Below are 24,941 nucleotides of genomic sequence, written 5' to 3' on the forward strand. Positions count from 1 at the left end.
ATGAATCGGACGTTTGACCGGAAGGCATATAGGCAAGAGCTGATCGACGCGGGTTTTTCCGCCGAGGATGCCGACACCATCGCAAGCCGCACCGTCATGCGCGCGCCCCGCGAAACCTTCCAGTCCGTCGGCTCGATGGTCCAGCAAGCGACGGCCAAGATCGAGCGTGACAGCGTGCAACTGGCTCCCCCTGCCCTGCCCGCGCCATCGGCCGCCGTGGAGCGTTCGCGTCGTCTCGAACAAGAGGCGGCAGGTTTGGCGAAGTCGATGACCATCGACACGCGAGGAACTATGACGACCAAGAAGCGAAAAACCGCCGGCGAGGACCTGGCAAAACAGGTCAGCGAGGCCAAGCAGGCCGCGTTGCTGAAACACACGAAGCAGCAGATCAAGGAAATGCAGCTTTCCTTGTTCGACATTGCGCCGTGGCCGGACACGATGCGAGCGATGCCAAACGACACGGCCCGCTCTGCCCTGTTCACCACGCGCAACAAGAAAATCCCGCGCGAGGCGCTGCAAAACAAGGTCATTTTCCACGTCAACAAGGACGTGAAAATCACCTACACCGGCGTCGAGCTGCGGGCCGACGATGACGAACTGGTGTGGCAGCAGGTGTTGGAGTACGCGAAGCGCACCCCTATCGGCGAGCCGATCACCTTCACGTTCTACGAGCTTTGCCAGGACCTGGGCTGGTCGATCAACGGCCGTTACTACACGAAGGCCGAGGAATGCCTGTCGCGCCTACAGGCGACGGCGATGGGCTTCACGTCCGACCGTGTTGGGCATCTGGAATCGGTATCGCTGCTGCACCGCTTCCGCGTCCTGGACCGTGGCAAAAAAACGTCCCGTTGCCAGGTCCTGATCGACGAGGAAATCGTCGTGCTGTTCGCCGGCGACCACTACACGAAATTCATATGGGAGAAGTACCGCAAGCTGTCGCCGACGGCCCGGCGGATGTTCGACTATTTCAGCTCGCACCGCGAGCCGTACCCGCTCAAGCTGGAAACCTTCCGCCTCATGTGCGGATCGGATTCCACCCGCGTCAAGAAGTGGCGCGAGCAGGTCGGCGAAGCCTGCGAAGAGCTGCGAGGCAGCGGCCTGGTGGAACACGCCTGGGTCAATGATGACCTGGTGCATTGCAAACGCTAGGCCCTGGGCTTCTTACAAGCCCAACACAACTCAATCCGGTCGCTGACCGGGTTGTTAAACAATTCCGCGAAACGAGGATTGAATAATGAAGGGGCAAGAGGTTGTCGCCTATCTCACCTACACATGGCGCTGCATCGACCGTCTGTTTTTGGCGCTGATCGCATTTCCCGCGCTGGCGTTCTTTCTGGTCGCGGCCGCCGCTGGCGGCATGTCGTTCGATGGTGTCGTTCGCCAGTTCTACGAGCTGTCTGCCGAAACGCCGGTGGTCACTACGGACCCGGCCACCTTCCGCGTCAAGGTATGCGCCGACCCGAAGCCGGCCCAAACGAGCACAGTGCCCGCCGTTGTGGAGCCGTGCAGCAAATGGGAGTACCAGACCCAAAGCCTGGACGAGCTGGCCGGCAATGGCGGGCGTTCCCTTCGATTCCTGTATCTGTTCTTTGTGGTCCTGGGCATAGCGGCTATGGCCTTGACTCGTCGCCTGCTGCCGAAATGGCCGGAAGCGCCGGCCTCATCGTGACCGCCCTACCCCACCCTGCGAACCCGGCCGAAAGCCGGGTTTTTTCATTGCGCGGCCGCCGGCACGGCCAGATCGCGCCGGCGCTGCGCTATCGACTGCGCCGACACGCCAATGCGCGCGGCCAGCTCCGCGTCGGCGATCATGCCGAGGATCACGTCATGACGTTCCGGGTCGTACCGGCCGCGACGCCGGCGGTCGATGCCGTAGCCCCTTGCCAGCCGGTGACGCCGTATCGGGGGGCGTTTGCGGGAGGGGGCGAAATCCTACGTTAAGCCGAGAACGCGCTTACCGTTCTGCTCGTTCCAGTAGCTTTAGTGTTTGATCCGCCAATCCCGATGCCTACAGGAACCAATGTTCTCGGCCTGGCGTGGCTCGGCCTGATCGGAGCGGGTTTAACCTACTTCCTTTGGTTCCGGGGGATCTCGCGACTCGAACCTACAGTTGTTTCCTTACTGGGCTTTCTCAGCCCGGGGACCGCCGTGTTGCTAGGATGGTTGTTCTTGGATCAGACGCTGAGTGCGCTTCAAATCATCGGCGTCCTGCTCGTGATCGGGAGTATCTGGCTGGGCCAACGTTCCAACCGCACTCCTAGGGCGCGTATAGCTTGCCGGAAGTCGCCTTGACCCGCATGGCATAGGCCTATCGTTTCCACGATCAGCGATCGGCTCGTTGCCCTGCGCCGCTCCAAAGCCCGCGACGCAGCGCCGGCAGGCAGAGCAAGTAGAGGGCAGCGCCTGCAATCCATGCCCACCCGTTCCACGTTGTTATAGAAGCCGCATAGATCGCCGTGAAGAGGAGGGGTCCGACGATCGAGGTCAGGCTGGTGAGCGCCGCCAGTGAGCCTTGCAGCTGCCCCTGACGTTCCTCATCCACCTGCCTGGACAACATTGCTTGCAGCGCCGGCATTCCGATGCCACCCGAAGCAAGCAGGACCATGATCGGGAACGCCATCCATCCCCGTGTCGCGAAGGCAAGCAGGATGTAGCCTGTGCCGTCGGCAATCATTCCGAGCATGAGTGCCCGCCTTTCGCCGAGCCGGGCGGCTACAGGGCCGGTGATCATTGCCTGGGCGAGTGAATGCAGAATGCCAAATGCGGCAAGCGAAATGCCGATCGTGGTCGCGTCCCAGTGAAAGCGATCCTCGCCGAAAATGACCCAAAGCGCGGCCGGCACCTGTCCGACAAGTTGCATGATGAAGAAGACCGCCATCAGGGCGGCGACGACGGTCATGCCCCGGGCCCACCGGAACGAAGCGAGCGGGTTGAGAGCCTCCCGGCGTAACGGCCGGCGTTCGCCTTTGTGCGACTCCGGCAAAAGGAAACAGCCCGTCAGGAAATTGAGGCCGTTCAAGGCTGCCGCGGCGAAGAACGGAGCGTGGGGGGAGAAACCGCCCATCAGCCCACCGAGCACAGGTCCCGCGACCATCCCGAACCCGAAACAGGCGCTCATGAAGCCGAAGTGCCGCGCGCGCTCATCGCCATCAGTGATATCGGCAATATAAGCGCCGGCTACCGCCCCAGTCGCCCCGGTGATGCCGGCCACGATCCGCCCGATATAGAGAACCCAAAGGAAAGGCGCCGTCGCCATGATGGCGTAGTCGACAGCAGCGCCGGCCAGCGAGACGAGCAAGACCGGCCGCCGCCCGAAACGATCCGACAGCGCGCCCAGCACAGGTGCGCAGGCAAATTGCATCAACGCATACAGCGCCAGCAGAATGCCATAGTGGGCGGTGACGTCGTTCGAGTGAACCAGATCGCGCAGGAGGCCCGGCAGCACCGGCATAATCAGGCCGATGCCGACAGCGTCGAGCGCGACAGTGCTCAGAATTACGATCAGGGGTCTGTTGGGTTTCACGTCTGGCCTCCGGACCAGCCTCCGCTGGTCCGATTGAACGCGCGGATTCTTTATCACTGATAAGTTGGTGGACATATTATGTTTATCAGTGATAAAGTGTCAAGCATGACAAAGTTGCAGCCGAATACAGTGATCCGTGCCGCCCTGGACCTGTTGAACGAGGTCGGCGTAGACGGTCTGACGACACGCAAACTGGCGGAACGGTTGGGGGTTCAGCAGCCGGCGCTTTACTGGCACTTCAGGAACAAGCGGGCGCTGCTCGACGCACTGGCCGAAGCCATGCTGGCGGAGAATCATACGCATTCGGTGCCGAGAGCCGACGACGACTGGCGCTCATTTCTGATCGGGAATGCCCGCAGCTTCAGGCAGGCGCTGCTCGCCTACCGCGATGGCGCGCGCATCCATGCCGGCACGCGACCGGGCGCACCGCAGATGGAAACGGCCGACGCGCAGCTTCGCTTCCTCTGCGAGGCGGGTTTTTCGGCCGGGGACGCCGTCAATGCGCTGATGACAATCAGCTACTTCACTGTTGGGGCCGTGCTTGAGGAGCAGGCCGGCGACAGCGATGCCGGCGAGCGCGGCGGCACCGTTGAACAGGCTCCGCTCTCGCCGCTGTTGCGGGCCGCGATAGACGCCTTCGACGAAGCCGGTCCGGACGCAGCGTTCGAGCAGGGACTCGCGGTGATTGTCGATGGATTGGCGAAAAGGAGGCTCGTTGTCAGGAACGTTGAAGGACCGAGAAAGGGTGACGATTGATCAGGACCGCTGCCGGAGCGCAACCCACTCACTACAGCAGAGCCATGTAGACAACATCCCCTCCCCCTTTCCACCGCGTCAGACGCCCGTAGCAGCCCGCTACGGGCTTTTTCATGCCCTGCCCTAGCGTCCAAGCCTCACGGCCGCGCTCGGCCTCTCTGGCGGCCTTCTGGGGGTCGTTTGCGGGAGAGGGCGAAATCCTACGCTAAGGCTTTGGCCAACGATATTCTCCGGTAAGATTGATGTGTTCCCAGGGGATAGGAGAAGTCGCTTGATATCTAGTATGACGTCTGTCGCACCTGCTTGATCGCGGCCGCGATAGCTAGATCGCGTTGCTCCTCTTCTCCATCCGCGTTCCAAGCTGCGGAAAGGCACCCATAAGCGTACGCCTGGTCGAGCAGGCGACGCGGATCGACGTCCAGCGCACGAGAGAATGCGTCCGCCATCTGTGCAATGCGTCTAGGATCGAGACAAAGGTCGTCTCTGTCAGCCGGATCGTAGAACATATTGGCGGCGCCAAAGCCCACTTCACCGACCAGACCGACGGGATCTATCACCAGCCAGCCGCGACTGGAGAACATGATGTTTTCATGATGCAGATCGCCATGTAGCCCACGCAGTTCCGAGGCATTGCTCATCATTTGATCGGCTATAATCGCCGCGTGGACGTAGTCAGTTTGACAACCTGCGTTTTGATCATCGCGCGCCCGCTGAAACAAAGCTGCAAAGCGATCCCGGATCGGGAGAAGGGCAGAAGGCAGGGGTTCCTCAGATGCGGCATACAGCTTCGCCATTAGTTCCGCTGCAATTTCGGTCGCCTGGTAGTCGCCGTGCTCGGCAACGATGTGAGCCCACATTCCCCAAGTAAATCGCTGATTTTGCTGTCAGGATCTCAATATTTCCGATATAAATCATGGTGTTGATGGCCGTGAGGGGCGCGTTTGATGGATCACCCAGAGGGTGCGGGTTCGAAGCGGGCAGATCGGGTCGAGTTCGACCGCCGGGTGCATGTGGAGTTCCGAGGTGCGCAGCTCAGTTCCGACGGCGGCCTGCTGGTGATGCGCGAGCTGGATGACGCGCTCGGGCTGTCCGATCTGGCGGCAAAAGCATTGCGCGACACCCGGCGCGGCAAGAACACGGTCCACCGGCTTGACGGGTTGTTCCGGCAATCGGTGTTCGGGCGACTGGCCGGATACGAGGATGTGAACGACGCCGACCGCCTGGCCCTCGATCCGGTGATGCGCCAGGTCGTGGGTGGAAGGGCTGTCGATGCGCAAGCGGCCTCGGCCTCGCAGATGGGACGGTTCGAGACCGAGACACTGGCACAGCCCGAGAACCGTGCCGCGCTGGCCGACCTGAATGGCCAATGGATCGACCGGTTCCATGACCGTAACGGGCTGAAGTACATCGTTCTGGACATGGACAGTTCGGTCAGCCCCACCCATGGCGATCAGGAGGGCGCGGCCTGGAACGGGCATTTCGACTGCACCTGCTATCACCCGAACTTTTTGTTCAACCAGTTCGGCATGCTGGAGCGCTGCGCCTTGCGCCATGGCAACGTCCACAGCGCCGATGGCTGGCGGGACGTTCTCGACCCCGTCATCGCCCGCTACGCGGAGCGCGACCTTTGCGGCCGGTTCTTCCGGGCTGACGCCGCCTACGCGATCCCCGCGATCTATGAGCGGCTGGAAGAAGCCCGATTCTTCTACGCCATCCGGCTGCCTGCGAACAACGTCCTGCGCGAGAAGATCGCGCATCGGCTGACGCGCCCTGTCGGGCGACCTTCGCTGACCAAGGTCAAGCGCTTCTACGAAGACTTCGAGTATCAGGCGGCATCCTGGGACAAGGAACGCCGGGTGATCGCCAAGATCGAATGGCATCCGGGCGAACTGTTCCCGCGTGTCGGCTTCATCGTCACCAACCTGCCGATGGAGCCCGACTGGGTGGTGCGGTTCTATAACCAGCGCGGCACCGCCGAGCAGCACATCAAGGAAGGTAAATATGCCTTCCACTGGACGCGGCTGTCATGCCGGAAGTTCCGCGACAATGAGGTGCGACTGCAACTGCATGCGCTGGCCTACAACCTGGCCATCTTCTTGCGCTGCATCGAGTTGCCCGAGACGATGGCCGACTGGTCGTTGACCAGCCTGCAACTGAAGCTGATCAAGATCGGGGCACGTGTCGTCCGCCATGCCCGCGCCATCACCTTCCAGCTGGCCGAGGTGGCCGTCACCGGTCCGATGGTCCGCGCCATCCTCGCCGCCATCCGCCGATTGCGAGCGCCTCCGCTATGCGCATGACCGCCATCCACGCCCAAACTGAACGAAAACGGCAGGATGGGTCTGTCCGCTGCGCTGAAAAACACCGCCACCAGGGCACAACACGGCGGCTTCGCGGGCCGATCTGCCCTGTCTCAGCGCCTTGCGCGCCCGACGACGCCGCTCGGGACGGAAAATGATTGTCCTGCGGTCGGATTCAGGCGAAACTCACGTCAGACGGCATGCCACTTGGGGAATGTATGTTGCGGACACGGGACGAGCTTGCCGCCGAGCTGCGCGCGCTGGGACTGGCGCCGGGTGACGTGGTGATGGTGCATGCTGCGCTGCGCAGCGTGGGGCCGATGCTGGGCGGCGGCGACGCGGTGATCGGCGCCTTGCTGGACGCGGCCGGGCCGGAAGGCACGATCGCCGCCTATGCCGACTGGGAAGCCAATTACGAGGATCTGCTCGACGAACATGGCCGCGTGCCGATGTGGTGGCGCGCGCATGTGCCGCCGTTCGACCGCATCTGGTCGCGCGCGATCCGCGACAACGGCATCTTCCCCGAATTGCTGCGGACCACGCGCGGCGCCGCGGCGAGCGCCAACCCCGGCGCGCGGGTCGTCGCGACTGGCGCGAAGGCCGAATGGCTCACGGCGGACCATGCGATCGACTATGGCTATGGTCCGGCATCGCCCTTCGCCAAGCTCGCGGCGGTGCGGGGCAAGGTGCTGATGCTGGGCGCACCGCTCGATACGATGACGCTGATCCACCATGCCGAGCATCTGGCGGACATTCCCAAGCGCGTGATCCGCAAGGAAGTGCCGTTCGCCGTGGAAGGCGGCACGCAATGGCGGACCGTGGAGGAGTTCGACACCGCCGATCCGCCCGACGGATTCGCGGACGATTATTTCGGGACGATCGTCGAGGCGTTCCTGGCGATGGGGCAGGGCGCGCGCGGGACGGTGGGGCAGGCGGCGTGCGTGCTGGTGGAGGCGGCGCCGATGCTGCGCTTCGCGGTCGAGTGGATCGAGCGGAACGCGGCTAGAGCGTGACCAGCCGCTCCTCGCCCAACTCGGCGAGGAGCGAGACGAGTCCGCCGGGCGCGATGCCGGGGGGCAGCGTGTCGAACGGGATGCCGACGGCGGCGAGGCCGGTCTGGCAGGCGATCAACGCGACGCCGCTCTCGACCGCCTCGTGCAGCAGCTGCGCGCGGGTGGGGAGGCCGGCGGCGATGCGCTGCGCATCGTCGGGATCTTCGCCCGGAAGGAGCAGCCGCACCGCGCCCTCATGGCAATAGAGGCGCGCGCGGCCCCCGAGCGCGACATGCGCGCAGGCGAGCGACAGCGCGGCGCGGAAGCGCTCGCTATCGGCGGTGGCAGCGATGATCGTCAGGCCGCGCATGCCAGGCATCCGGGATCCTTGGGCAGCGCCAGGGTGCGGAAGCGCAGCGCGAGCGTGTCGGCGATCAGCAGCTTGCCCGCGCTGTCCTCCCCGAAGGGTACGATCGCGCGGATCGTCTCGAGCGCGGCGAGGCTGCCCATCACTCCGGTGAGCGCGCCGAGCACGCCCTGTTCGGCACAGTTGATGCCGGGCCTCTCCGGATCGGCGCCGGTAAAGCAGCGATAGCAGGGCTTGTCCGCCTCCCAGCCGCGAAACACGCCGAGTTGCCCCTCGAACTCGCCGACCGCGGCGGCGATCAACGGGATTCGAAGGCGCAGCGCCGCGTCCGCGACGGCGAGGCGCGTGGCGAAATTGTCGGTGCCGTCGAGGATCGCGTCATGCCCGGCGAGCAGCGCGCCGGCATTGACGGAATCGACGCGGACGAGACGGGCCGCCGCCTCGACATGGGGATTGAGGCGTGAGAGAGCATTCGCTCCCCGGCATATTCGAGCAACATCAGATTGTTCTCACGACCGAGCAACCGGACTGCTCCCCTCCCATTGCGCCATACCAGATAGTCGGCCCCGCGCAGTTCATCAGCAATGTCTTCTATAGGTTTCAATCCCTTGACGATTGCAGGAGTCCCGTCTGGCAATGAAACTTTCCAAACGAGGCTGGAAAAGGTGTCCGCAATGAGAACAGGTTGCGAAACGTGCCAATGAGCAGGAAAAACAGGCGGCATGAACATCAACCCCAAGTCAGAGGGTCCAATCGCAGATAGAAGGCAAGGCGTTCGCGGTCGGGGGCTTCGATCCCCAATACATTGAATAGGACAGCGAAGGCGCGCTCTGCTTCATCTGGCGCTGCCCAGTTCTCTTCGGCGTTAGCAATCATGAGTGCCAAATCGGCATAGCGATCTGCTGTTCCGAGCCGCCCAAGGTCGATCAGACCCGTGCATTGAAGAGTTTTAGGGTCCACCATGAAGTTCGGCATGCAGGGATCACCATGGCAAACAACCATATCGGTGCGCTCTTGGTCGAGCCGCACCGGTAGCTCTCGTTCGACACGAGCCAAAAGATCGAGCTGCGGCGTACTCTTGTCCTCGTCCGGTAAGAAGTCGGGATTGACGGCATTGCGGGACACCACATCAACGGCGCGTCCGAACATTCGCGACAGCCTGCGCTCAAACGGACATTGATCAACCGATAGGCTGTGAACAGCGCCAAGTTGCTGCCCCATTGACGGCCACGCTTTGAGCAAATCCGCTCCAGACAGATCAGCCGCCGGTACTCCCGGAATTGCCGTTATCACCAAGCATGCACCCTCCTGTTCCTCCTGCCAGTTGATCACCTCGGGGCAAGCCACACCTCGACCTTTGAGCCAAATGAGGCGGTCACGCTCTCCAGCGAGCTCACCGCGGCGGGAAGCAGGTGCGATTTTCGCGAAGGCATGCCCGTCACCACGTCGAAAAACAAAATCACCAGATTCTCCGCCTCTGACAGGCAACCAGTCAGAATGCGATTCACCAAAAAAAATATTAGTTCGATTCAATGGAGGTTCCTTCAGTTTTCTGATGAAGCGCGGAGGTGGCTCAACCTGCGAAAAGAAACGAGTTGCTACGTAAGTCCGAGAACATGCTTTCCATGGTCTCTGAGCTCGCCTTTGGGACCGACATATCGGTAGAGAGTGACGCGCTCGATGCCGAGTTCCTTGCAGAGATCGGAAACTGAAGTATCGCGCTGGGCCATGGCGGCTTGCGCGAGACGCACCTGAGCTTTGGTGAGCGCGAATTTTCGTCCGCCCTTGCGACCGCGCGCTCTCGCGGAGGCGAGACCCGCCATGGTGCGCTCTCGGATCAGATCCCGCTCGAACTCGGCCAAGGTGGCGAAGATTCCGAACACCATGCGACCGGACGCAGTCGTGGTGTCGATCTGAGCGCCCTTTCCAGTCAGAACCCGCAGGCCGATCTTGCGGTCTGACAGCTCCTTCACCGTGTTGACCAGATGGGCAAGCGATCGTCCGAGGCGATCGAGCTTCCAGACCACCAGCACATCGCCGTCACGCAATGACTTGAGGCAGGCAGTCAAGCCAGGGCGATCATCACGACCGCCGGAAGCAAGATCATCATAGATATTGTCCCGTTCGACACCTGCGGCGCGCAAGGCGTCGTGCTGCAGGTCGAGAGACTGCGAGCCATCGGCTTTGGAGACGCGGGCATATCCGATCAGCATGTATCACAAACGTTGGTTTGAGGCGGCGCTTCGGCCACGATTGCATTGACCTCTGGAAATGTATCTCAACCAGCTTCATAAACAAAGCGTCTTGAACGCTATCAGATTTTGAAAAAGGAACATGTATGCCGCGTCGCGTCACTCTAACCGATCGGCAGAAAGACGCGCTGTTGCGCTTGCCGACTTCACAGACGGATTTGCTCAAGCACTATACGCTGAGTGATGAAGACCTTGGGCATATCAGGCTGCGTCGGCGCGCTCACAACAGGTTCGGCTTCGCCCTGCAATTGTGTGTCCTGCGCTATCCCGGCCGGGTGCTGGCTCCAGGCGAACTGATCCCTGCAGAGGTCATCGAATTTATCGGAGCGCAGCTTGGCCTGGGTGCCGACGATCTCGTAGACTATGCTGCCCGCGAGGAAACACGGCACGAGCATCTTGCCGAGTTACGGGGGCTCTACGGCTTCCGCACCTTCTCCGGACGTGGTGCGAGCGAGCTGAAGGAATGGTTGTTCCGAGAAGCCGAGATGGCGGTGTCGAACGAGGATATCGCCCGTCGCTTCGTAGCCGAGTGCCGACGCACCCGCACTGTCCTTCCCGCGACATCCACGATCGAGCGGCTTTGTGCCGCGGCTCTCGTCGATGCCGAGCGACGCATCGAGACGAGGATCGCCAGTCGGCTGCCTATGTCGATCCGAGAACAGTTGCTGGCATTGCTCGAGGAGACGGCTGATGATCGGGTGACCCGTTTTGTGTGGCTGCGCCAGTTCGAGCCTGGCTCGAACTCTTCGTCGGCCAACCGGCTGCTCGACCGGCTCGAATATCTGCAACGCATCGATCTCCCCGAGGATCTGCTTGCCGGCGTTCCTGCCCATCGGGTGACTCGTCTGCGCAGGCAGGGTGAACGGTATTATGCCGACGGCATGCGCGATCTCCCGGAGGACAGGCGGCTTGCGATCTTGGCTGTTTGCGTCTCGGAATGGCAGGCGATGTTGGCCGACGCAGTGGTCGAAACCCACGACCGGATCGTCGGCCGTCTCTACCGTGCTTCGGAGCGTATTTGCCATGCAAAGGTCGCAGACGAAGCGGGGGTGGTGCGTGACACCCTGAAATCCTTCGCCGAGATCGGGGGCGCCCTGGTCGATGCACAGGATGATGGCCAGCCGCTGGGCGATGTCATCGCGAGTGGGTCAGGGTGGGACGGCTTAAAAACCCTTGTTGCAATGGCAACCAGGCTGACCGCCACCATGGCCGACGATCCGCTCAATCATGTGCTCGACGGTTATCACCGCTTCCGCCGATACGCTCCACGCATGTTGCGCCTGCTCGATCTGCGAGCTGCGCCCGTTGCACTGCCGCTTCTGGAAGCGGTGACGGCCCTTCGTACCGGTTTGAACGATGCCGCGATGACCAGCTTCTTGCGGCCCAGCTCGAAATGGCATCGCCACCTTCGGGCCCAGAGGGCTGGCGACGCTCGCCTATGGGAGATCGCGGTGCTGTTCCATCTGCGCGATGCGTTCCGCTCCGGAGATGTCTGGCTTACTAGGTCCCGGCGCTATGGCGATCTGAAACACGCACTCGTTCCGGCACAATCCATCGCGGAAGGCGGTCGTCTCGCTGTGCCATTGCGGCCGGAGGAATGGCTGGCAGACCGGCAAGCTCGCCTCGACATGCGGTTGCGCGAGCTTGGCCGTGCCGCTCGCGCAGGCACGATCCCGGGCGGGTCGATTGAAAACGGCGTTCTGCATATCGAGAAACTCGAAGCCGCCGCGCCGACAGGCGCCGAAGATCTGGTGCTCGATCTCTACAAGCAGATCCCGCCCACGCGCATCACCGATCTCCTGCTGGAGGTGGATGCGGCGACCGGCTTCACCGAAGCGTTCACCCATCTGCGCACAGGAGCACCCTGCGCTGACCGGATCGGGCTAATGAACGTTATCTTGGCGGAAGGGATCAACCTCGGCTTGCGCAAAATGGCGGATGCGACAAACACCCACACCTTCTGGGAATTGATCCGCATTGGACGGTGGCATGTCGAGGGCGAAGCCTATGACCGGGCGCTGGCCATGGTGGTCGAGGCACAGGCAGCGTTACCCATGGCCCGGTTCTGGGGCATGGGCACGTCGGCTTCGAGCGACGGACAGTTCTTCGTCGCTACAGAGCAAGGTGAGGCCATGAACCTGGTCAACGCGAAATATGGCAATACCCCGGGCCTGAAAGCCTATAGCCACGTCTCCGACCAATATGCGCCGTTCGCAACCCAGGTGATTCCTGCAACGGCAAGCGAAGCGCCTTACATCCTCGATGGCCTGCTGATGAACGATGCTGGACGCCATATCCGCGAGCAGTTCACCGACACGGGCGGCTTCACCGATCACGTCTTTGCCGCATGTGCCATTCTCGGCTACCGGTTCGCTCCGCGCATCCGCGACCTGCCATCCAAACGGCTCTACGCGTTCAATCCGTCGGCCGCCCCGGCGCACCTGCGAGCGTTGATCGGCGGAAAGGTCAACCAAGCCATGATCGAGCGCAATTGGCCCGACATCCTGCGCATCGCCGCCACCATTGCTGCCGGGACCGTCGCGCCAAGCCAGATTCTGCGGAAACTCGCCTCCTATCCGCGGCAGAACGAGCTCGCGACAGCCCTGCGGGAAGTCGGTCGCGTCGAGCGCACCCTGTTCATGATCGACTGGATTCTGGATGCCGAACTCCAACGGCGTGCCCAGATCGGGCTCAACAAAGGCGAAGCTCATCATGCGCTGAAGCGGGCAATCAGCTTCCACCGCCGCGGTGAAATCCGCGACCGTTCCGTCGAAGGCCAGCATTACCGCATCGCCGGCATGAATCTGCTCGCCGCCATCATCATCTTCTGGAACACCATGAAGCTCGGCGAGGTCGTTGCAAACCAGAAACGCGATGGAAAGCTGCTATCGCCCGATCTCTTGGCCCATGTTTCGCCGCTCGGATGGGAACACATCAATCTCACCGGAGAATATCGCTGGCCAAAGCCTTAGCGTAGGATTCCGCCCCCTCCTGCAAACGACCCCTATCGCTTCGACCGGCAGGCCAGAGCGCTCCGCAAGCACGTCATCGGACACCTGGCCCATCAGCTCCCCGAGCTGCTGCAATGCCGGCACCAGGTCCCGGTAGGACGGCAGGCCGAGCGCCTTGCGGCGGTTGAGGATCGTGCGCGGCGCGATATGCAGCACCGCAGCCAGGTCCTGGTCGAACATCGTGCCCAGGAAGCGGTCGTAGCGCGCCCAGGGGATCGCGCCACGACCCGGCCGCAGCTTCGGCCGCGCGGCACGGTCGGCACGCCTGGCGGCCTTCCCTTCCCCCTGCCAGTACGACGCAATGCCGAGCTTCGCTCTGCGCTGCGCCACAGTGGCCGCAGCAAGCCCGGCCAGGTGCGCCACGGCTCGATCCGGCAGTGTGCCCAGCAGATCGTCGAACGCGCGCGACGCCGGCACTGTCTGCGCAGTGTAGGAGGGCACCCCCTTGGCGTTCCGACGCTTTGTGATCGCGGCCTTGCTGATGCCAACCAGGTCGGCCAGCGCCTGGTCGGTCATGGTGCCCAGCAGACAATCATGGCGGGCGGGATCGTAACGTCCGGTCATGGATGGAAACTTTCGTTGACACTTGAGGGGCAGCACCGGGGAATTCTCGCCTTGCGAGAACCGGCTATGTCGTGCTGCGCATCGAGCCTGCGCCCTTGGCTTGTCTCGCCCCTCTCCGCTTCGCTACGGGGCTTCCAGCGCCTTTCCGACGCTCACCGGGCCGGTTGCCCTCGCCGCTGGGCTGGCGGCCGCCTATGGCCCTGCAAACGCGGCAGAAACGCCGTCGAAGCCGCGTGCGGAGGCACCGCGGCCGCCGGCGTTGTGGATACCTCACGGAAAACTCGGCCCTCGCTGACAGATGAGGGGCGGACGTTGACACTTGAGGGGCCGACTCACCCGGCGCGGCATTGACAGATGAGGGGCAGGCTCGATTTCGGCCGCCGACCAGGAGCTGGCCAGCCTCGCAAATCGGCGAAAACGCCTGATTTTACGCGAGTTTTCCACAGATGATGTGGACAAGCCTGGGGATAAGTGCCCTGCGCTATTGACACTTGAGGGGCGCGACTACTGACAGATGAGGGGCGCGATCCTTGACACTTGAGGGGCAGAGTGCTGACAGATGAGGGGCGGACCTATTGACATTTGAGGGGCTGTCCACAGGCAGAAAATCCAGCATTTGCAAGGGTTTCCGCCCGTTTTTCGACCGTCACTAACCTGTCTTTTAACCTGCTTTTAAACCAATATTTATAAACCTTGTTTTTAACCAGGGCTGCGCCCGGTGCGCGTGACCGCGCACGCCGAAGGGGGGTGCCCCCCCTTCTCGAACCCTCCCGGCCCGCTATCGCGGGCCTCCCATCCCCCCAGGGGCTGCGCCCCTCGGCCGCGAGCGGCCTCACCCCAAAATGGCAGCGCCTACGGCGCTGACTCTTTCGTTGACCAGGCGCAAGCGCCTGGAAATGCTCAATTACGTCTCCGATTACGCTGCGCTATGCCCAAAGGGGCTGCGCCCCTCTGGACTCCCCCCTTTTTAGGCCACAGGCGCGGCCACCACCGCGCCCGATCGGAAGATCCGTGCCGGCTGCACCGCCGCAAGGGTTTTTACTCCAGGAGGGGGGTGGGCCTTCGCGGTCCCTCCCTAAGCGCCCCTCAAGTGTCAATGAAACGTGATGAAGATCACCGTTCAGCGGCCGCAGCTCCGCTTGGCGTTCCATCCGCCCGCCAGGCAAAGTCCGGTCGGGACCAGGACCGAGCAGGAACCGCAGAATCGGGTACGCCCGACGGCATTGTTTAGCTAAATTTGCTTGACAGACTAGGGCATAATGCCCTAATATTGGTCTTGAGGCCGGGCATTCCGCCCAGGTCAACTACCGGAGAAAGTCCGATGACTGATGTTCAAATCCCCTCCCCTATCGTTGCCACCCGCGTCGCCGAGGCGGATCGCCTGCGGTTTCTGCCGACGTACTTCGGCCCCTCGATGCTGCGCATGCTTCGCGGCGAGGCCCTGGTATTCGGCTGGATGGGCCGGCTTTGCGCGGCCTACCACGGCGGTTTCTGGCACTTCTACACCCTCTCGAACGGTGGCTTCTACATGGCCCCGGAGCATGACGGCCGCTTGCGCATCGAGGTTGATGGCAACGGCTTCGCGGGCGAGCTGTCGGCCGACGCTGCCGGCATCGTTGCCACGCTCTTCGCCCTGAACCAGCTTTGCGCGGAGCTGGCCGGCACAGCCGACGCGGACGCCCTGATTGACCGCTACCACCACCTGGCGGCGTTTGCGAGCGAGCACGCCGAGGCGGCGGCGATCTACCGGGCCATCGACTAAGGGGCAGGCCCCCGGCCGAAAGGCTGGGGGCCGTTGGAGGCGAGCATGCAAGACGACAACATCAAGCGCCGCAACGATGCCATCGTTGCCGGCCGCTTGTTCAGCGGTTCGGTGCAGGACCGCGAGACAGAGCGATGCCACCACTGCGGCGAGCTGCTGCATCCGTTCCCGGAACCCGAATACTGGATGCAGTACCCCTTGCCGACCTGCTGCGTCCTGGACGGCTTGAAGTTCTGCGATGACTACCGGAAACCGGATTGCATCGCGGCCTACCTGGTAGCCAACCCGACGCCGCCCGAGGCGACCACCCCGGCGGCTCGCCGGCGGACGAAGGTGCGCAAAAGCAAGCCGCAGATCGAGGACAAGGACGCGCGCATTGCGGCGCTGGCGGCGACGCTGCCCGAGGATCGCGCCGGCCTGCTGGCCGTTGCGGCGGATGCGGTAGCGGCGGTGCATGAGGCGGTGCTCAATCGGGCCGACCTGGTGGCCGACGTGGCCGGCGACCGTTACGCGGCGGCCGTGTGGAAGCTCAACGGCGGCACGTTCTTCGGTTGCGCCGGCGACGAGGATGCGGCCGAGAGGGTCATAGAGCGCCATTGCCGCGCGACGCCGGGCGTCGTCCCGATGTGGGGCCAGGAGGGCGACTTCCTGGCATCGGTGGACGGGATGCGGGTATGGGTGGAGGTCGAAAACGGCTACGGCGGCCTAACCACGGTGCATTTCCAGTTCCACGCCGTGGACCTGGACGGCCCTTTTATTTCCGAAACGGGCTATCGGTCCCATTTTGACCATGCGCGCGGAGGCATGACGGTGGACCAGGTGGCGGACGGCGTTTTGCGCGCCCTGCTGCGCTCGCATCGCCGGTATCTGGACCCCCGCGACCAGGACCGCCTTGCCGACGATTCCTTGCCGGCATGGCTCGCGGGTATCACCCCGCCGCCGCGCCGCGTGCGGGCCGTGGCCGAGGACTGGCGAAAGCCGGACGAACTGCCGCCGGGCTTCGCCTGGGTTGATGCCGTGCTGCCGGCGCACCAGGCGTTCATCGCCCGCAAATGGGCAGCCAGTGCCAAGGCGAAGCTCGCGGCGGCGCGTGCGAAAGCTCAGGAGCCGGCCGGCCAGCGCAGGGAGCCGGCTACACCGGCCAAGCCGCAGCCGGAGCCGGCCAAGGATGAGGACGCGCCGGCGTGGCCGGCGACGTTCTTTCCTGGCCTGCGTTGCGAGATTGTGAGCGTGCATCACCCGGTTTTTGCCAAGGAAATCGGGAAGCACGTCATCATTACGAAGATCAGTCCCGAAACGCGACAGGTGTGGGCGCACGACGACAAGCCGGCGCGCTATCGCATCAATCGCAACGGTAGAAAGGTTTGTGAATATGACCCGCGTTGCATCGAGTCGTGCTACGGCTACGACCAACTGCGGGCCGCCATTTGATAACGATTAGGAGAAAAGCAGCATGAGCGACGTGAATATCCGGCTTGAGTGCCTGCGCCCGGCGGAACGCTGGGTGCAGCCGACCGGCGCAGAAATCCGGGAAGTCTTGCACTTGGCCGGCCTCACCGGCGGACAGGCTGCGCGCACCTTGGGCTTGGGTGCCAAGGGCGACCGCACGGTGCGGCGTTGGGTTGGCGAGGATTCGCCGATCCCCTATGCCGCCTGGGCGATCCTTTGCGATCTTGCGGGGATTGGGGCGATCTGGAAAGACCAGGGCTGACGCCCGCATGACTTGACGCCAAGGGAAAGGGCTTTAGCGGCTAAAACCGCGCCACCCTGATCGTTGCGATATGCTGCCAGCAGCCCGGCCCGCAAGCCGGGTTTTTTCGTGCGTCCATTGCAATTTGTTTAGCTAAATTATCTTGACGGATTAGGGCATAATGCCCTAGTATGGCAATCGAAGGCCGGGCACTTCGCCCAGGTCAGCAACCGGAGGATCAACCCCGATGAAAAGCAAGATCATGTCTTGGCTCGATGAGCTGCCCGGCGCGGCCGCTACGGATTTTCTGGCCCGTCGTGACCAGATCGCGGCGCTGATGGAACAGGCGGCAGAGCTTACCCGCCAGGCCGAAGAGCTGCGGCACAAAGCGTACCTGCAAGGCTGCACCCTGGAGGGTGAAGCAAAGGGCCATTGGTCCACCCAGGAAGTCGAACGCGCGAAGGCTCGCGCCGGCTGGTAACGGAACGAGGCCCGGCCACGTCGGGCCTCTATCAAGGAGATAGGGCCATGCCCAACCGCAAGATCGAGATCGTCACCACCAATTGCCGCCGTTGCGGCAAGTCCATTTCGACCCTTAGCCGCAGCCTGATCGGGGCGGACGCCCTGCGCCAAGAGCTGGGCGGCATCTGCGGCGACTGCATTACGCCGGAAGAACGACAGCGGATCGAGCAAGGCACCTTGCAGGCGGCACTGCGGCAGTGCGCTGCCGCTGGGACAAGCTGATTGAACGCCAGGGGAAAGGTGTTTTCAAGCGTGACGCCTTGCTGAACTCCTCGATTGTTTAGCTAAAATTGCTTGACAAGATAGGGCATTATGCCCTATTCTTGTTTTAAGGCCGGGTAGATTCCCAGGTCAATTACCGGAGGCCAATCCGATGACCGATAAGTTCATGCCGTGGATCGACGAGCTGCCGAACGTAGACCAGGAGCTGGTTGCGCAGCGGAATGCGATTGCCGAGAAGCAGCGGCGCGCTGATGAGCTGATGCACCAGGTCGAGCGCCTGCGCATCGAGGTCATGCGGGAGTCGTCGAAGTTGGAGGAACGGGCGAAACAGCGCTGGACTTTCAACGAAATCGACTTGGCGAAATTCCGGGCCGGTTACTGACGCCAGGGGATGATGATGCAGGTAGGAGATAGGGTGAACTGGCAGCACACTCCGCGCGGCGGGTACGGGTATTCCGTTTGTGTTGCTGGCATAGTGACGAAGATCGCGGCTAAACGTGTGCAGATTCGGGTAGCCGTTCGCAGTGGTAACGAGTGGCAGCAAGTCACCAAGTGGGTCGAGCCGGCCAGGTTGAGCACCAGGGAAAAGCCGGTTCCCGAGTTGGACGGGGCATAGGGATGACGCCCCGGATTTCTCCGGGGCGCTTGACCTCGATGCTGTCACATCACGGTCTAGGCGCGCGAGCGCTGGACGAATTGAACACGCATCGCCGTGGAGGGTCAAGCAATGTCGAAGATTATCAAGTTCCCAGGCGTGGAAGTGGAGGCCGAGGCCCCTGCCCCGCGCGTTGAGGCCCCGAGCAAGGCCCCGCCCCGGTTCACTTTTGCCAAGGGTGTCCAGGCCCTGGTCCGCTTTGTATGGGTCGCTACCGTCCTGGTGTGGCCGGTGGCGAAGTGGATCATTTCCATCGACGTTTTCTTTCAGTTCCTGCGGATGCTGTACCACTGGAACACCCCTGGCGTTCATGCCGGCTGGACGTTCCTGGTGCATTTCGCGGTACTGACCGCACTCACCTATTTCGTGTCGCTCTACAAGCCCAAGGGGCTGTAGGGCGGCCTTTCAAGGAGCTTTGAACTATGCCGATACAGGAGCCTAAGCAGCCGGGCTATGTGTGCCCGATGACCGGACGGGTGGCCGTGCTGGTCAAGGACTACGCCAACAGTGACCTAAACGGCGACGCGCCGGCGTATTGGTTCAACCCGGAGGCCGAGGGCTGGGGTATGGACCCTTGGAGGTTGGTCGAGGGCGTAGACCCTCATACGCAAGGCAGTTCGATGGATGTTTGCTTTGCCGACGGTTCCAGCAAGACGGTTGGGCCGTTGATGACGTTTTTCCTCAGCGCGAAGGATGCTGCGCGCCTCGCGTCACGCGATTTCTAGGGAGAGGAAGTGAAGAAGATTCCAACCTTGTTGTTTGTTCTGCGCTGGTATGGCCTGCAATTCCTGGCCGGGATTGTGATGGTCTTTGCTGGGGCCTACGGGTACATGCAGGATCAAGCGGACAACCCTGATTCCCCGTATCAATCTGTTGTGGGAATGCTTGGACCGTGGCCGTACATCGCCGCAGTCGTGGTGGGCGCTCTTTTTGCCGGTGTCGCCTGGTGGCGCGGCTCGAAGCTGCGAGCCGGCAGGTAACAATCCGCCTCCCGCCTAAAAATTTAGCCGCTAAAGGCGTTGACACCGAATCCAAAGTTTAGCTAAACTTCTTTCCATCGAGAAGCAATTAACCCACCGCGAGGGTGTATCGAATGGAAGAACAAAGCGTGAACATGGCGCGATTGAAGGGGGAGGTTTTGCCCGCCCTCTTCGCGTCGCCGGCGACGATTGGCGAGTACGGGGCCGGCATCGACGGCGCGGATTCCCTCAACGAGCTATCGAATCTGATGGAGCACGGCGCAGTTGCTGCCCTGGCCGACAAAATCAGCCAGATCGTGGCGAAGCTGGCCGACGCGGACCCCCGCAAGATCGCGGAAAAGCCTACCTGGTTCGAGAAGATGCTTGGCCGTGAGGTTGAACGCCAGGTGAGGTATCAGGTCGCCCGCAAGACGCTCGACCAGTTGCTGGACGAAGCCGAGGGCGTAGCGCAGCGCGTGCGGGACACGTTGCGCGCCTTGGATGACATGCTCACTACCCATGAGGCCGAGGTAGACCGACTCAGGGCTTACATTCAGGCCGGGCGCGAGTTCCTGGACGAGAACCCCGAGGCCGGCGCGGCCAAGGCCGGCGTGATCGAGTTCGACAAGCCGCGTGAACGCTTCGCGCGCAAGCTCGCCAACCTGGCGACCCTCATGGCGTCCCATGAAATGAGCGTCACTCAGATGAAGCTCACGCGGGCGCAGGCCGTGGACATGCTGGACCGCTTTTCTGAAACGGCATCCGTCCTGGTGCCCGTCTGGCGTCAGCACACCCTCGCACTCATCACCACCAAGAACATGAATCCGGCAATGGTCGCCGAGGCGGCCAAAGCTCACCAGGCGCTCATGCGGAGCCTTTCGCAAAGCCTGGAAGGCATCAACCAATAACACGGCGGGAGAACCCTATGAACGCACTGAAAACGACGCAAGAAGCCAAGGCCCCTATCGTCGCCTTCGACATGACCCCGGCAACCCTGCGCGAGCTGGGCTTGCAGGAAAGCGACGTACCGGAAGTCCATGCGGTCGCGCAGCGGATCGAGGTCGGCAGTCCGCAGACCGTGGCCGAGTTCGGCCGCGATGTGGCCGAGCACACGTCCCGCTACGCCGATAGCCTGCTGGACCAGGTGCGCAACAGCGACCTGGACGAAGCCGGCGAGAAACTGACCCAGGTTGTCGCCAAGGCCCGTTCCTTGAACGTCGGCCCGCTGTCCGACAACCGTTCCCGCCTGCCCCTGATTGGCCCGCTGATCGACCGCTTCCGCGTCCGTTCGACGGGCTTCATGGCGCGCTTCGACACGACCCGCGAGCAGATCGAACACCTGGTCAGCGAAGTGCAGACCACCCAGCAAGGCATCACGCAGCGCAATGCCTCGCTCGACGAGATGTTCGCGGCCGTGCGCGAGGAACACCGCCTTCTTGGCGTCCACATCGCGGCCGGCAAGGTCCGCCTTGCCGAGCTGCGCGAGCAGGCCGAGGGCCTGCGCGGCAATGTCGGGAACGATCCGGGCCGCGTGCAGGAGCTGGCCGACCTCGATGCGATGGTTGCCAACCTGGACAAGCGCATCGGCGACCTGATCGCCTTGCAGCATTCGGCCATGCAGAGCCTGCCGACCATCCGCATGATCCAGGCCAACAACCAGATGCTGGTCGATAAATTCCACACCATCCGCGAAATCACCGTGCCGGCGTGGAAGCGGCAATTCATGCTGGCCTTGAGCCTCAACGAGCAGAAGAACGCCGTCGAGCTGGCCACGGCCATCGACGACACCACCAACGACCTGATGAAGCGCAATGCGGCCCTTCTGCATCGCACGTCCGTCGAGACGGCGAAGGAGAACCAACGCCTGGTGATCGACGTGGACACGCTCAAGCAGGTTCAGACGACGCTCATCAAGACCGTCGAGGACGTTATTCGCATCCAGCAGGAAGGCGTGCAGAAGCGCAAGGATGCCGAGAAGCAGATCGCCGCCATGCGCGGTGATCTTCAAGCCAAGCTGACCCGCCAGCCCGTGCGCGAGCTGACCCAACAGGAGTCCGTATGAATGCCACAAACACCGATGTTTTTGCCCAGGTAGGCGGCCTTGAGGCCCGAGGCGCGAAGATGAAGAAGCGGGGCACCCGCTTCCTCATCGCGGCCCTGGCGGTCCTCGCCATTGCCGGGATCGGGGCGGTAACGGGATGGGCGATCAGCCCGAGCGCGACGCCCGGAAGTATTGACGTGCCGCAGGTGCTGGCATCGACGTTCAGCGACCAGGTGCCAGGCAGCGCCGGCGGCGGGCTGGGCGGCGGCCTGCCCTTCACGTCGGTCGCCGGGTCGCTCATGGACTTCATGACGGGGCCGGCGATTTTTACATTTGCCATTCTTGGCATGATCGTCGCGGGTGCCATGCTCGTGTTCGGGGGTGACGGCAGCGGGTTCGTGCGATCCATCTGCATGATGGTGCTTGCCGTAGGGATGATGTTCGCAGCCTCGAACGTGATGAAGGTCATGATCGGCGGCGGCGATCACGATGCCGCCCCTGCGGACCCCTCCCCGCGTGCGGCGTTCATGGCAGCAGTTGAGGCGAAGAACTATGAGCGGGTGCAGACGCTAATCAACGAGGCGCAATTTGGGGCTGCGTCGGCCGCCGATTATGTTCTTGCGCAAATCGCGGTCGCCGAAGGTCTGGACCGCAAGCCTGGCGCGCGCGTCGTGGTCGGGAAGGCAGCGGGCAGCATGGCAATGCCGCCTGCGGCGCTGGGTTTTACGCCAAGGGGAGAGGCGGCATACGCCATCGAGCGGTCGGCCTATGGTGAACCGAGGTCCAGCATTGCGAAGCAGTATCAGCAGGAATGGGACCGGAAGGCGGCTACCTGGTGGGCGATGGCCGGGGTGGCCGGGATCATCGGCGCGATCCTGGCAGCGACGGCAACCGGCTTTGTGGGGCTGGCAGTGTCGATCCGCAACCGAGTGAAGCGCGTGCGCGACCTGCTGGTAATGGAGCCGGGCGCAGAACCCTAAGCGCCAAGAGACGAAAGCCCGGTTTCCGGGCTTTTGTTTTGTTACGCCAAGGACGAGTTTTAGCGGCTAAAGGTGTTGACGTGCGAGAAATGTTTAGCTAAACTTCTCTCATGTGCTGGCGGCTGTCACCGCTATGTTCAACCAAGGCGCGGAGCAAATTATGGGTGTTATCCATGAAGAAACGGCTTACCGAAAGCCAGTTCCAGGAGGCGATCCAGGGGCTGGAAGTGGGGCAGCAGACCATCGAGATAGCGCGGGGCGTCTTAGTCGATGGGAAGCCGCAGGCGACGTTCGCAACGTCGCTGGGACTGACCAGGGGCGCAGTGTCGCAAGCGGTGCATCGCGTGTGGGCGGCGTTCGAGGACAAGAACTTGCCCGAGGGATACGCGCGGGTAACGGCGGTTCTGCCGGAGCATCAGGCGTACATCGTCCGGAAGTGGGAAGCGGACGCCAAGAAAAAACAGGAAACCAAACGATGAAAACTTTGGTCACGGCCAACCAGAAAGGCGGCGTCGGCAAGACTTCGACCCTTGTGCATCTTGCCTTCGACTTTTTCGAGCGCGGCTTGCGGGTTGCCGTGATCGACCTGGACCCCCAGGGCAATGCGTCCTACACGCTCAAGGACTTCGCTACCGGCCTGCATGCAAGCAAGCTGTTCGGCCCTGTCCCTGCTGGCGGCTGGACCGAAACCGCACCCGCAGCCGGCGACGGCCAGGCCGCGCGCCTCGCGCTCATCGAGTCCGACCCGGTGCTGGCGAATGCTGAACGGCTGTCGCTGGACGACGCCCGCGAGCTATTCGGGGCGAACATCAAGGCCCTGGCGAACCAAGGCTTCGACGTGTGCCTGATCGACACGGCCCCGACCCTTGGCGTCGGCCTGGCGGCCGCCCTCTTCGCGGCCGACTATGTGCTGTCCCCCATCGAGCTTGAGGCGTACAGCATCCAGGGCATCAAGAAGATGGTCACGACCATTGCGAACGTGCGCCAGAAGAACGCCAAGCTGCAATTCCTTGGCATGGTGCCCAGCAAGGTCGATGCGCGGAACCCGCGCCACGTGCGCCACCAAGCCGAGCTGCTGGCCGCCTACCCCAAGATGATGATTCCGGCCACCGTTGGCCTGCGCAGCAGCATCGCCGATGCCCTCGCGTCCGGTGTGCCGGTCTGGAAGATCAAGAAAACGGCCGCGCGCAAGGCATCGAAAGAAGTTCGCGCCCTGGCTGATTACGTGTTCACGAAGATGGAGATTTCCCAATGACTGCGGCTCAAGCCAAGACCACCAAGAAAAACACCGCTGCGGCCGCCCAGGAAGCCGCAGGCGCGGCGCAGCCGTCTGGCCTGGGGTTGGATAGCATCGGCGACCTGTCGAGCCTCCTGGACGCTCCTGCGGCGGCTCAGGGCGGTTCCGGCCCTATCGAGCTTGACCTGGAACTGATCGACGAAGATCCGCATCAGCCGCGGACGGCCGACAACCCCGGCTTTTCCCCGGAGAGCATCGCCGAAATCGGTGCCACGATCAAAGAGCGCGGGGTGAAGTCGCCCATTTCGGTGCGCGAGAACCAGGAGCAGCCGGGTCGCTACATCATCAACCACGGCGCCCGCCGCTACCGTGGCTCGAAGTGGGCCGGCAAGAAGTCCATCCCGGCGTTCATCGACAACGACTACAACGAAGCCGACCAGGTTATCGAGAACCTGCAACGCAACGAGCTGACCGCGCGCGAGATTGCCGACTTCATCGGCCGCGAGCTGGCGAAGGGCAAGAAGAAAGGCGATATCGCCAAGGAAATCGGCAAGTCGCCGGCGTTCATCACCCAGCACGTCACGCTGCTGGACCTGCCGGAGAAGATCGCCGATGCGTTCAACACCGGCCGCGTCCGCGACGTGACCGTGGTGAACGAGCTGGTGACGGCCTTCAAGAAGCGCCCGGAGGAAGTCGAGGCGTGGCTTGACGACGACACCCAGGAAATCACGCGCGGCACGGTCAAGCTGCTGCGCGAGTTCCTGGACGAGAAGGGCCGCGATCCCAACACCGTCGATGCCTTCAACGGCCAGACTGATGCCGAGCGTGACGCGGAGGCCGGCGACGGCCAGGGCGGCGAGGACGACGACCAGGACGGTAAGGACGCCAAGGAAAAGGGCACGAAAGAGCCGGACCCGGACAAGCTGAAAAAGGCCATCGTCCAGGTCGAGCACGACAAGCGCCCTGCCCGCCTGATCCTCAATCGTCGGCCGCCGGCGGAAGGCTATGCCTGGTTGAAGTACGAGGACGACGGCCAGGAGTTCGAGGCGAACCTTGCCGACGTGAAGCTGGTCGCGCTCATCGAGGGCTGACCCCCAAAGACAGCGGC

Annotated in this window: 26 protein-coding genes and 4 pseudogenes; 22 read left to right on the top strand and 8 right to left on the bottom strand. The window is 62.8% G+C overall.

What is annotated here, in order from left to right:
- From trfA to ACUDCK_RS28990, 3 genes and pseudogenes are all read left to right on the top strand, one after another.
- Complete coding sequence (gene trfA, locus ACUDCK_RS28980) at positions 1-1,149, top strand: plasmid replication initiator TrfA (RefSeq protein WP_445659346.1); 1,149 nt, start codon at positions 1-3, stop codon at positions 1,147-1,149.
- An 85-nt stretch (positions 1,150-1,234) separates the two neighbouring features.
- Positions 1,235-1,669, top strand: coding sequence for a hypothetical protein (locus tag ACUDCK_RS28985; RefSeq protein WP_445659347.1), 435 nt, complete (start codon positions 1,235-1,237; stop codon positions 1,667-1,669).
- 290 nt (positions 1,670-1,959) lie between these two features.
- Positions 1,960-2,292 (top strand): annotated as a pseudogene (locus ACUDCK_RS28990) (DMT family transporter); the annotation flags it as partial.
- A gap of 31 nt (positions 2,293-2,323) precedes the next feature.
- Here the strand turns inward: ACUDCK_RS28990 and tet(A) are convergent.
- Positions 2,324-3,523 carry a tetracycline efflux MFS transporter Tet(A) gene (gene tet(A) / locus ACUDCK_RS28995; RefSeq protein WP_000804064.1) on the bottom strand — a complete coding sequence of 400 codons (1,200 nt, stop codon included), beginning with the start codon at positions 3,521-3,523 and terminating at the stop codon, positions 2,324-2,326.
- A 105-nt stretch (positions 3,524-3,628) separates the two neighbouring features.
- Between tet(A) and tetR(A) the strand changes: the two genes are divergently transcribed.
- Positions 3,629-4,279, top strand: coding sequence for a tetracycline resistance transcriptional repressor TetR(A) (tetR(A), locus tag ACUDCK_RS29000; RefSeq protein WP_000164043.1), 651 nt, complete (start codon positions 3,629-3,631; stop codon positions 4,277-4,279).
- A gap of 278 nt (positions 4,280-4,557) precedes the next feature.
- Here the strand turns inward: tetR(A) and ACUDCK_RS29005 are convergent.
- Positions 4,558-5,136, bottom strand: a pseudogene (locus ACUDCK_RS29005) (aminoglycoside phosphotransferase family protein); the annotation flags it as partial.
- Positions 5,137-5,223: 87 nt separating this feature from the next.
- On the opposite strand from ACUDCK_RS29005, the gene ACUDCK_RS29010 reads away from it, so the two are divergent.
- Positions 5,224-6,579 carry an IS1380-like element ISKpn23 family transposase gene (locus tag ACUDCK_RS29010; RefSeq protein ID WP_003168745.1) on the top strand — a complete coding sequence of 452 codons (1,356 nt, stop codon included), beginning with the start codon at positions 5,224-5,226 and terminating at the stop codon, positions 6,577-6,579.
- 218 nt (positions 6,580-6,797) lie between these two features.
- On the top strand, positions 6,798-7,592 hold the full coding sequence (locus ACUDCK_RS29015; RefSeq protein ID WP_044061792.1) for an aminoglycoside N-acetyltransferase AAC(3)-C322: 795 nt from the start codon (positions 6,798-6,800) through the stop codon (positions 7,590-7,592).
- Here the strand turns inward: ACUDCK_RS29015 and ACUDCK_RS29020 are convergent.
- The 5 genes and pseudogenes from ACUDCK_RS29020 to ACUDCK_RS29040 form a co-directional block, all read right to left on the bottom strand.
- Entirely contained in the window at positions 7,582-7,941 is a 360-nt protein-coding gene (locus ACUDCK_RS29020) for a DsrE family protein (protein ID WP_044061793.1), read from the bottom strand. The two genes, ACUDCK_RS29015 and ACUDCK_RS29020, sit on opposite strands and share 11 nt — an antisense overlap.
- Positions 7,929-8,408: pseudogene (locus ACUDCK_RS29025) on the bottom strand (HesA/MoeB/ThiF family protein); the annotation flags it as partial. The pseudogene ACUDCK_RS29025 and the gene ACUDCK_RS29020, both read right to left, overlap by 13 nt.
- Positions 8,399-8,668 (bottom strand): annotated as a pseudogene (locus tag ACUDCK_RS29030) (aminoglycoside phosphotransferase family protein); the annotation flags it as partial. The pseudogenes ACUDCK_RS29030 and ACUDCK_RS29025, both read right to left, overlap by 10 nt.
- Positions 8,668-9,471 carry an aminoglycoside O-phosphotransferase APH(3'')-Ib gene (aph(3'')-Ib, locus tag ACUDCK_RS29035; protein ID WP_001082319.1) on the bottom strand — a complete coding sequence of 268 codons (804 nt, stop codon included), beginning with the start codon at positions 9,469-9,471 and terminating at the stop codon, positions 8,668-8,670. The gene aph(3'')-Ib and the pseudogene ACUDCK_RS29030, both read right to left, overlap by 1 nt.
- Before the next feature lie 65 nt (positions 9,472-9,536).
- Positions 9,537-10,151, bottom strand: a complete 615-nt coding sequence (locus tag ACUDCK_RS29040; RefSeq protein WP_000904906.1) for a recombinase family protein — start codon at positions 10,149-10,151, stop codon at positions 9,537-9,539.
- A gap of 125 nt (positions 10,152-10,276) precedes the next feature.
- Here ACUDCK_RS29040 and ACUDCK_RS29045 point away from each other — a divergent pair, with 125 nt between their 5' ends.
- Positions 10,277-13,162: a Tn3 family transposase gene (locus tag ACUDCK_RS29045; RefSeq protein ID WP_134231062.1), complete on the top strand. Its 2,886-nt coding sequence runs from the start codon at positions 10,277-10,279 to the stop codon at positions 13,160-13,162.
- Here ACUDCK_RS29045 and ACUDCK_RS29050 read toward each other — a convergent pair.
- Complete coding sequence (locus ACUDCK_RS29050; protein ID WP_445659348.1) at positions 13,076-13,765, bottom strand: hypothetical protein; 690 nt, start codon at positions 13,763-13,765, stop codon at positions 13,076-13,078. The two genes, ACUDCK_RS29045 and ACUDCK_RS29050, sit on opposite strands and share 87 nt — an antisense overlap.
- Positions 13,766-15,086: 1,321 nt before the next feature.
- Between ACUDCK_RS29050 and ACUDCK_RS29055 the strand changes: the two genes are divergently transcribed.
- The 15 genes from ACUDCK_RS29055 (at position 15,087) to ACUDCK_RS29125 (ending at position 24,924) form a co-directional block, all read left to right on the top strand.
- Positions 15,087-15,527: an antirestriction protein gene (locus ACUDCK_RS29055; RefSeq protein WP_011205777.1), complete on the top strand. Its 441-nt coding sequence runs from the start codon at positions 15,087-15,089 to the stop codon at positions 15,525-15,527.
- Between the two features lie 45 nt (positions 15,528-15,572).
- Entirely contained in the window at positions 15,573-16,958 is a 1,386-nt protein-coding gene (locus tag ACUDCK_RS29060) for a klcB (protein WP_445659349.1), read from the top strand.
- 22 nt (positions 16,959-16,980) lie between these two features.
- Positions 16,981-17,238: a transcriptional repressor KorC gene (gene korC, locus ACUDCK_RS29065; RefSeq protein ID WP_445659350.1), complete on the top strand. Its 258-nt coding sequence runs from the start codon at positions 16,981-16,983 to the stop codon at positions 17,236-17,238.
- A 226-nt stretch (positions 17,239-17,464) separates the two neighbouring features.
- Positions 17,465-17,698, top strand: a complete 234-nt coding sequence (kleA, locus tag ACUDCK_RS29070) for a stable inheritance protein KleA (protein ID WP_011205839.1) — start codon at positions 17,465-17,467, stop codon at positions 17,696-17,698.
- A gap of 47 nt (positions 17,699-17,745) precedes the next feature.
- Positions 17,746-17,961 (top strand): DUF2688 domain-containing protein, encoded by a 216-nt coding sequence (locus tag ACUDCK_RS29075; protein WP_445659351.1) that lies wholly within the window; start codon positions 17,746-17,748, stop codon positions 17,959-17,961.
- 151 nt (positions 17,962-18,112) lie between these two features.
- Complete coding sequence (gene kleA, locus ACUDCK_RS29080) at positions 18,113-18,343, top strand: stable inheritance protein KleA (protein ID WP_445659352.1); 231 nt, start codon at positions 18,113-18,115, stop codon at positions 18,341-18,343.
- A gap of 345 nt (positions 18,344-18,688) precedes the next feature.
- Positions 18,689-19,012 carry a KleE stable inheritance protein gene (gene kleE / locus ACUDCK_RS29085; protein WP_445659353.1) on the top strand — a complete coding sequence of 108 codons (324 nt, stop codon included), beginning with the start codon at positions 18,689-18,691 and terminating at the stop codon, positions 19,010-19,012.
- A gap of 26 nt (positions 19,013-19,038) precedes the next feature.
- The gene (locus ACUDCK_RS29090) at positions 19,039-19,341 is read left to right on the top strand and encodes a DUF2761 domain-containing protein (RefSeq protein WP_445659354.1); all 303 of its coding nucleotides are present in this window, start codon (positions 19,039-19,041) and stop codon (positions 19,339-19,341) included.
- A 9-nt stretch (positions 19,342-19,350) separates the two neighbouring features.
- Complete coding sequence (locus ACUDCK_RS29095; protein WP_445659355.1) at positions 19,351-19,596, top strand: hypothetical protein; 246 nt, start codon at positions 19,351-19,353, stop codon at positions 19,594-19,596.
- A 113-nt stretch (positions 19,597-19,709) separates the two neighbouring features.
- Positions 19,710-20,483 carry a toxic anion resistance protein gene (locus ACUDCK_RS29100; protein ID WP_445659356.1) on the top strand — a complete coding sequence of 258 codons (774 nt, stop codon included), beginning with the start codon at positions 19,710-19,712 and terminating at the stop codon, positions 20,481-20,483.
- A 17-nt stretch (positions 20,484-20,500) separates the two neighbouring features.
- On the top strand, positions 20,501-21,637 hold the full coding sequence (klaB, locus tag ACUDCK_RS29105) for a tellurium resistance system protein klaB (RefSeq protein WP_445659357.1): 1,137 nt from the start codon (positions 20,501-20,503) through the stop codon (positions 21,635-21,637).
- Positions 21,634-22,596: a TrbC/VirB2 family protein gene (locus tag ACUDCK_RS29110; protein WP_445659358.1), complete on the top strand. Its 963-nt coding sequence runs from the start codon at positions 21,634-21,636 to the stop codon at positions 22,594-22,596. The genes klaB and ACUDCK_RS29110 overlap by 4 nt, the downstream gene beginning before the upstream one ends.
- 173 nt (positions 22,597-22,769) lie before the next feature.
- Complete coding sequence (locus ACUDCK_RS29115; protein ID WP_011205830.1) at positions 22,770-23,075, top strand: transcriptional regulator KorA; 306 nt, start codon at positions 22,770-22,772, stop codon at positions 23,073-23,075.
- The gene (locus ACUDCK_RS29120; protein WP_445659359.1) at positions 23,072-23,851 is read left to right on the top strand and encodes a ParA family protein; all 780 of its coding nucleotides are present in this window, start codon (positions 23,072-23,074) and stop codon (positions 23,849-23,851) included. Before ACUDCK_RS29115 ends, ACUDCK_RS29120 begins: the two co-directional genes overlap by 4 nt.
- Complete coding sequence (locus ACUDCK_RS29125; RefSeq protein WP_445659360.1) at positions 23,848-24,924, top strand: transcriptional repressor gene korB; 1,077 nt, start codon at positions 23,848-23,850, stop codon at positions 24,922-24,924. The genes ACUDCK_RS29120 and ACUDCK_RS29125 overlap by 4 nt, the downstream gene beginning before the upstream one ends.
- Positions 24,925-24,941 lie beyond the last annotated feature (17 nt).

The organism is Achromobacter sp. CF-sbj1-Ac2-l, from assembly GCF_052698165.1.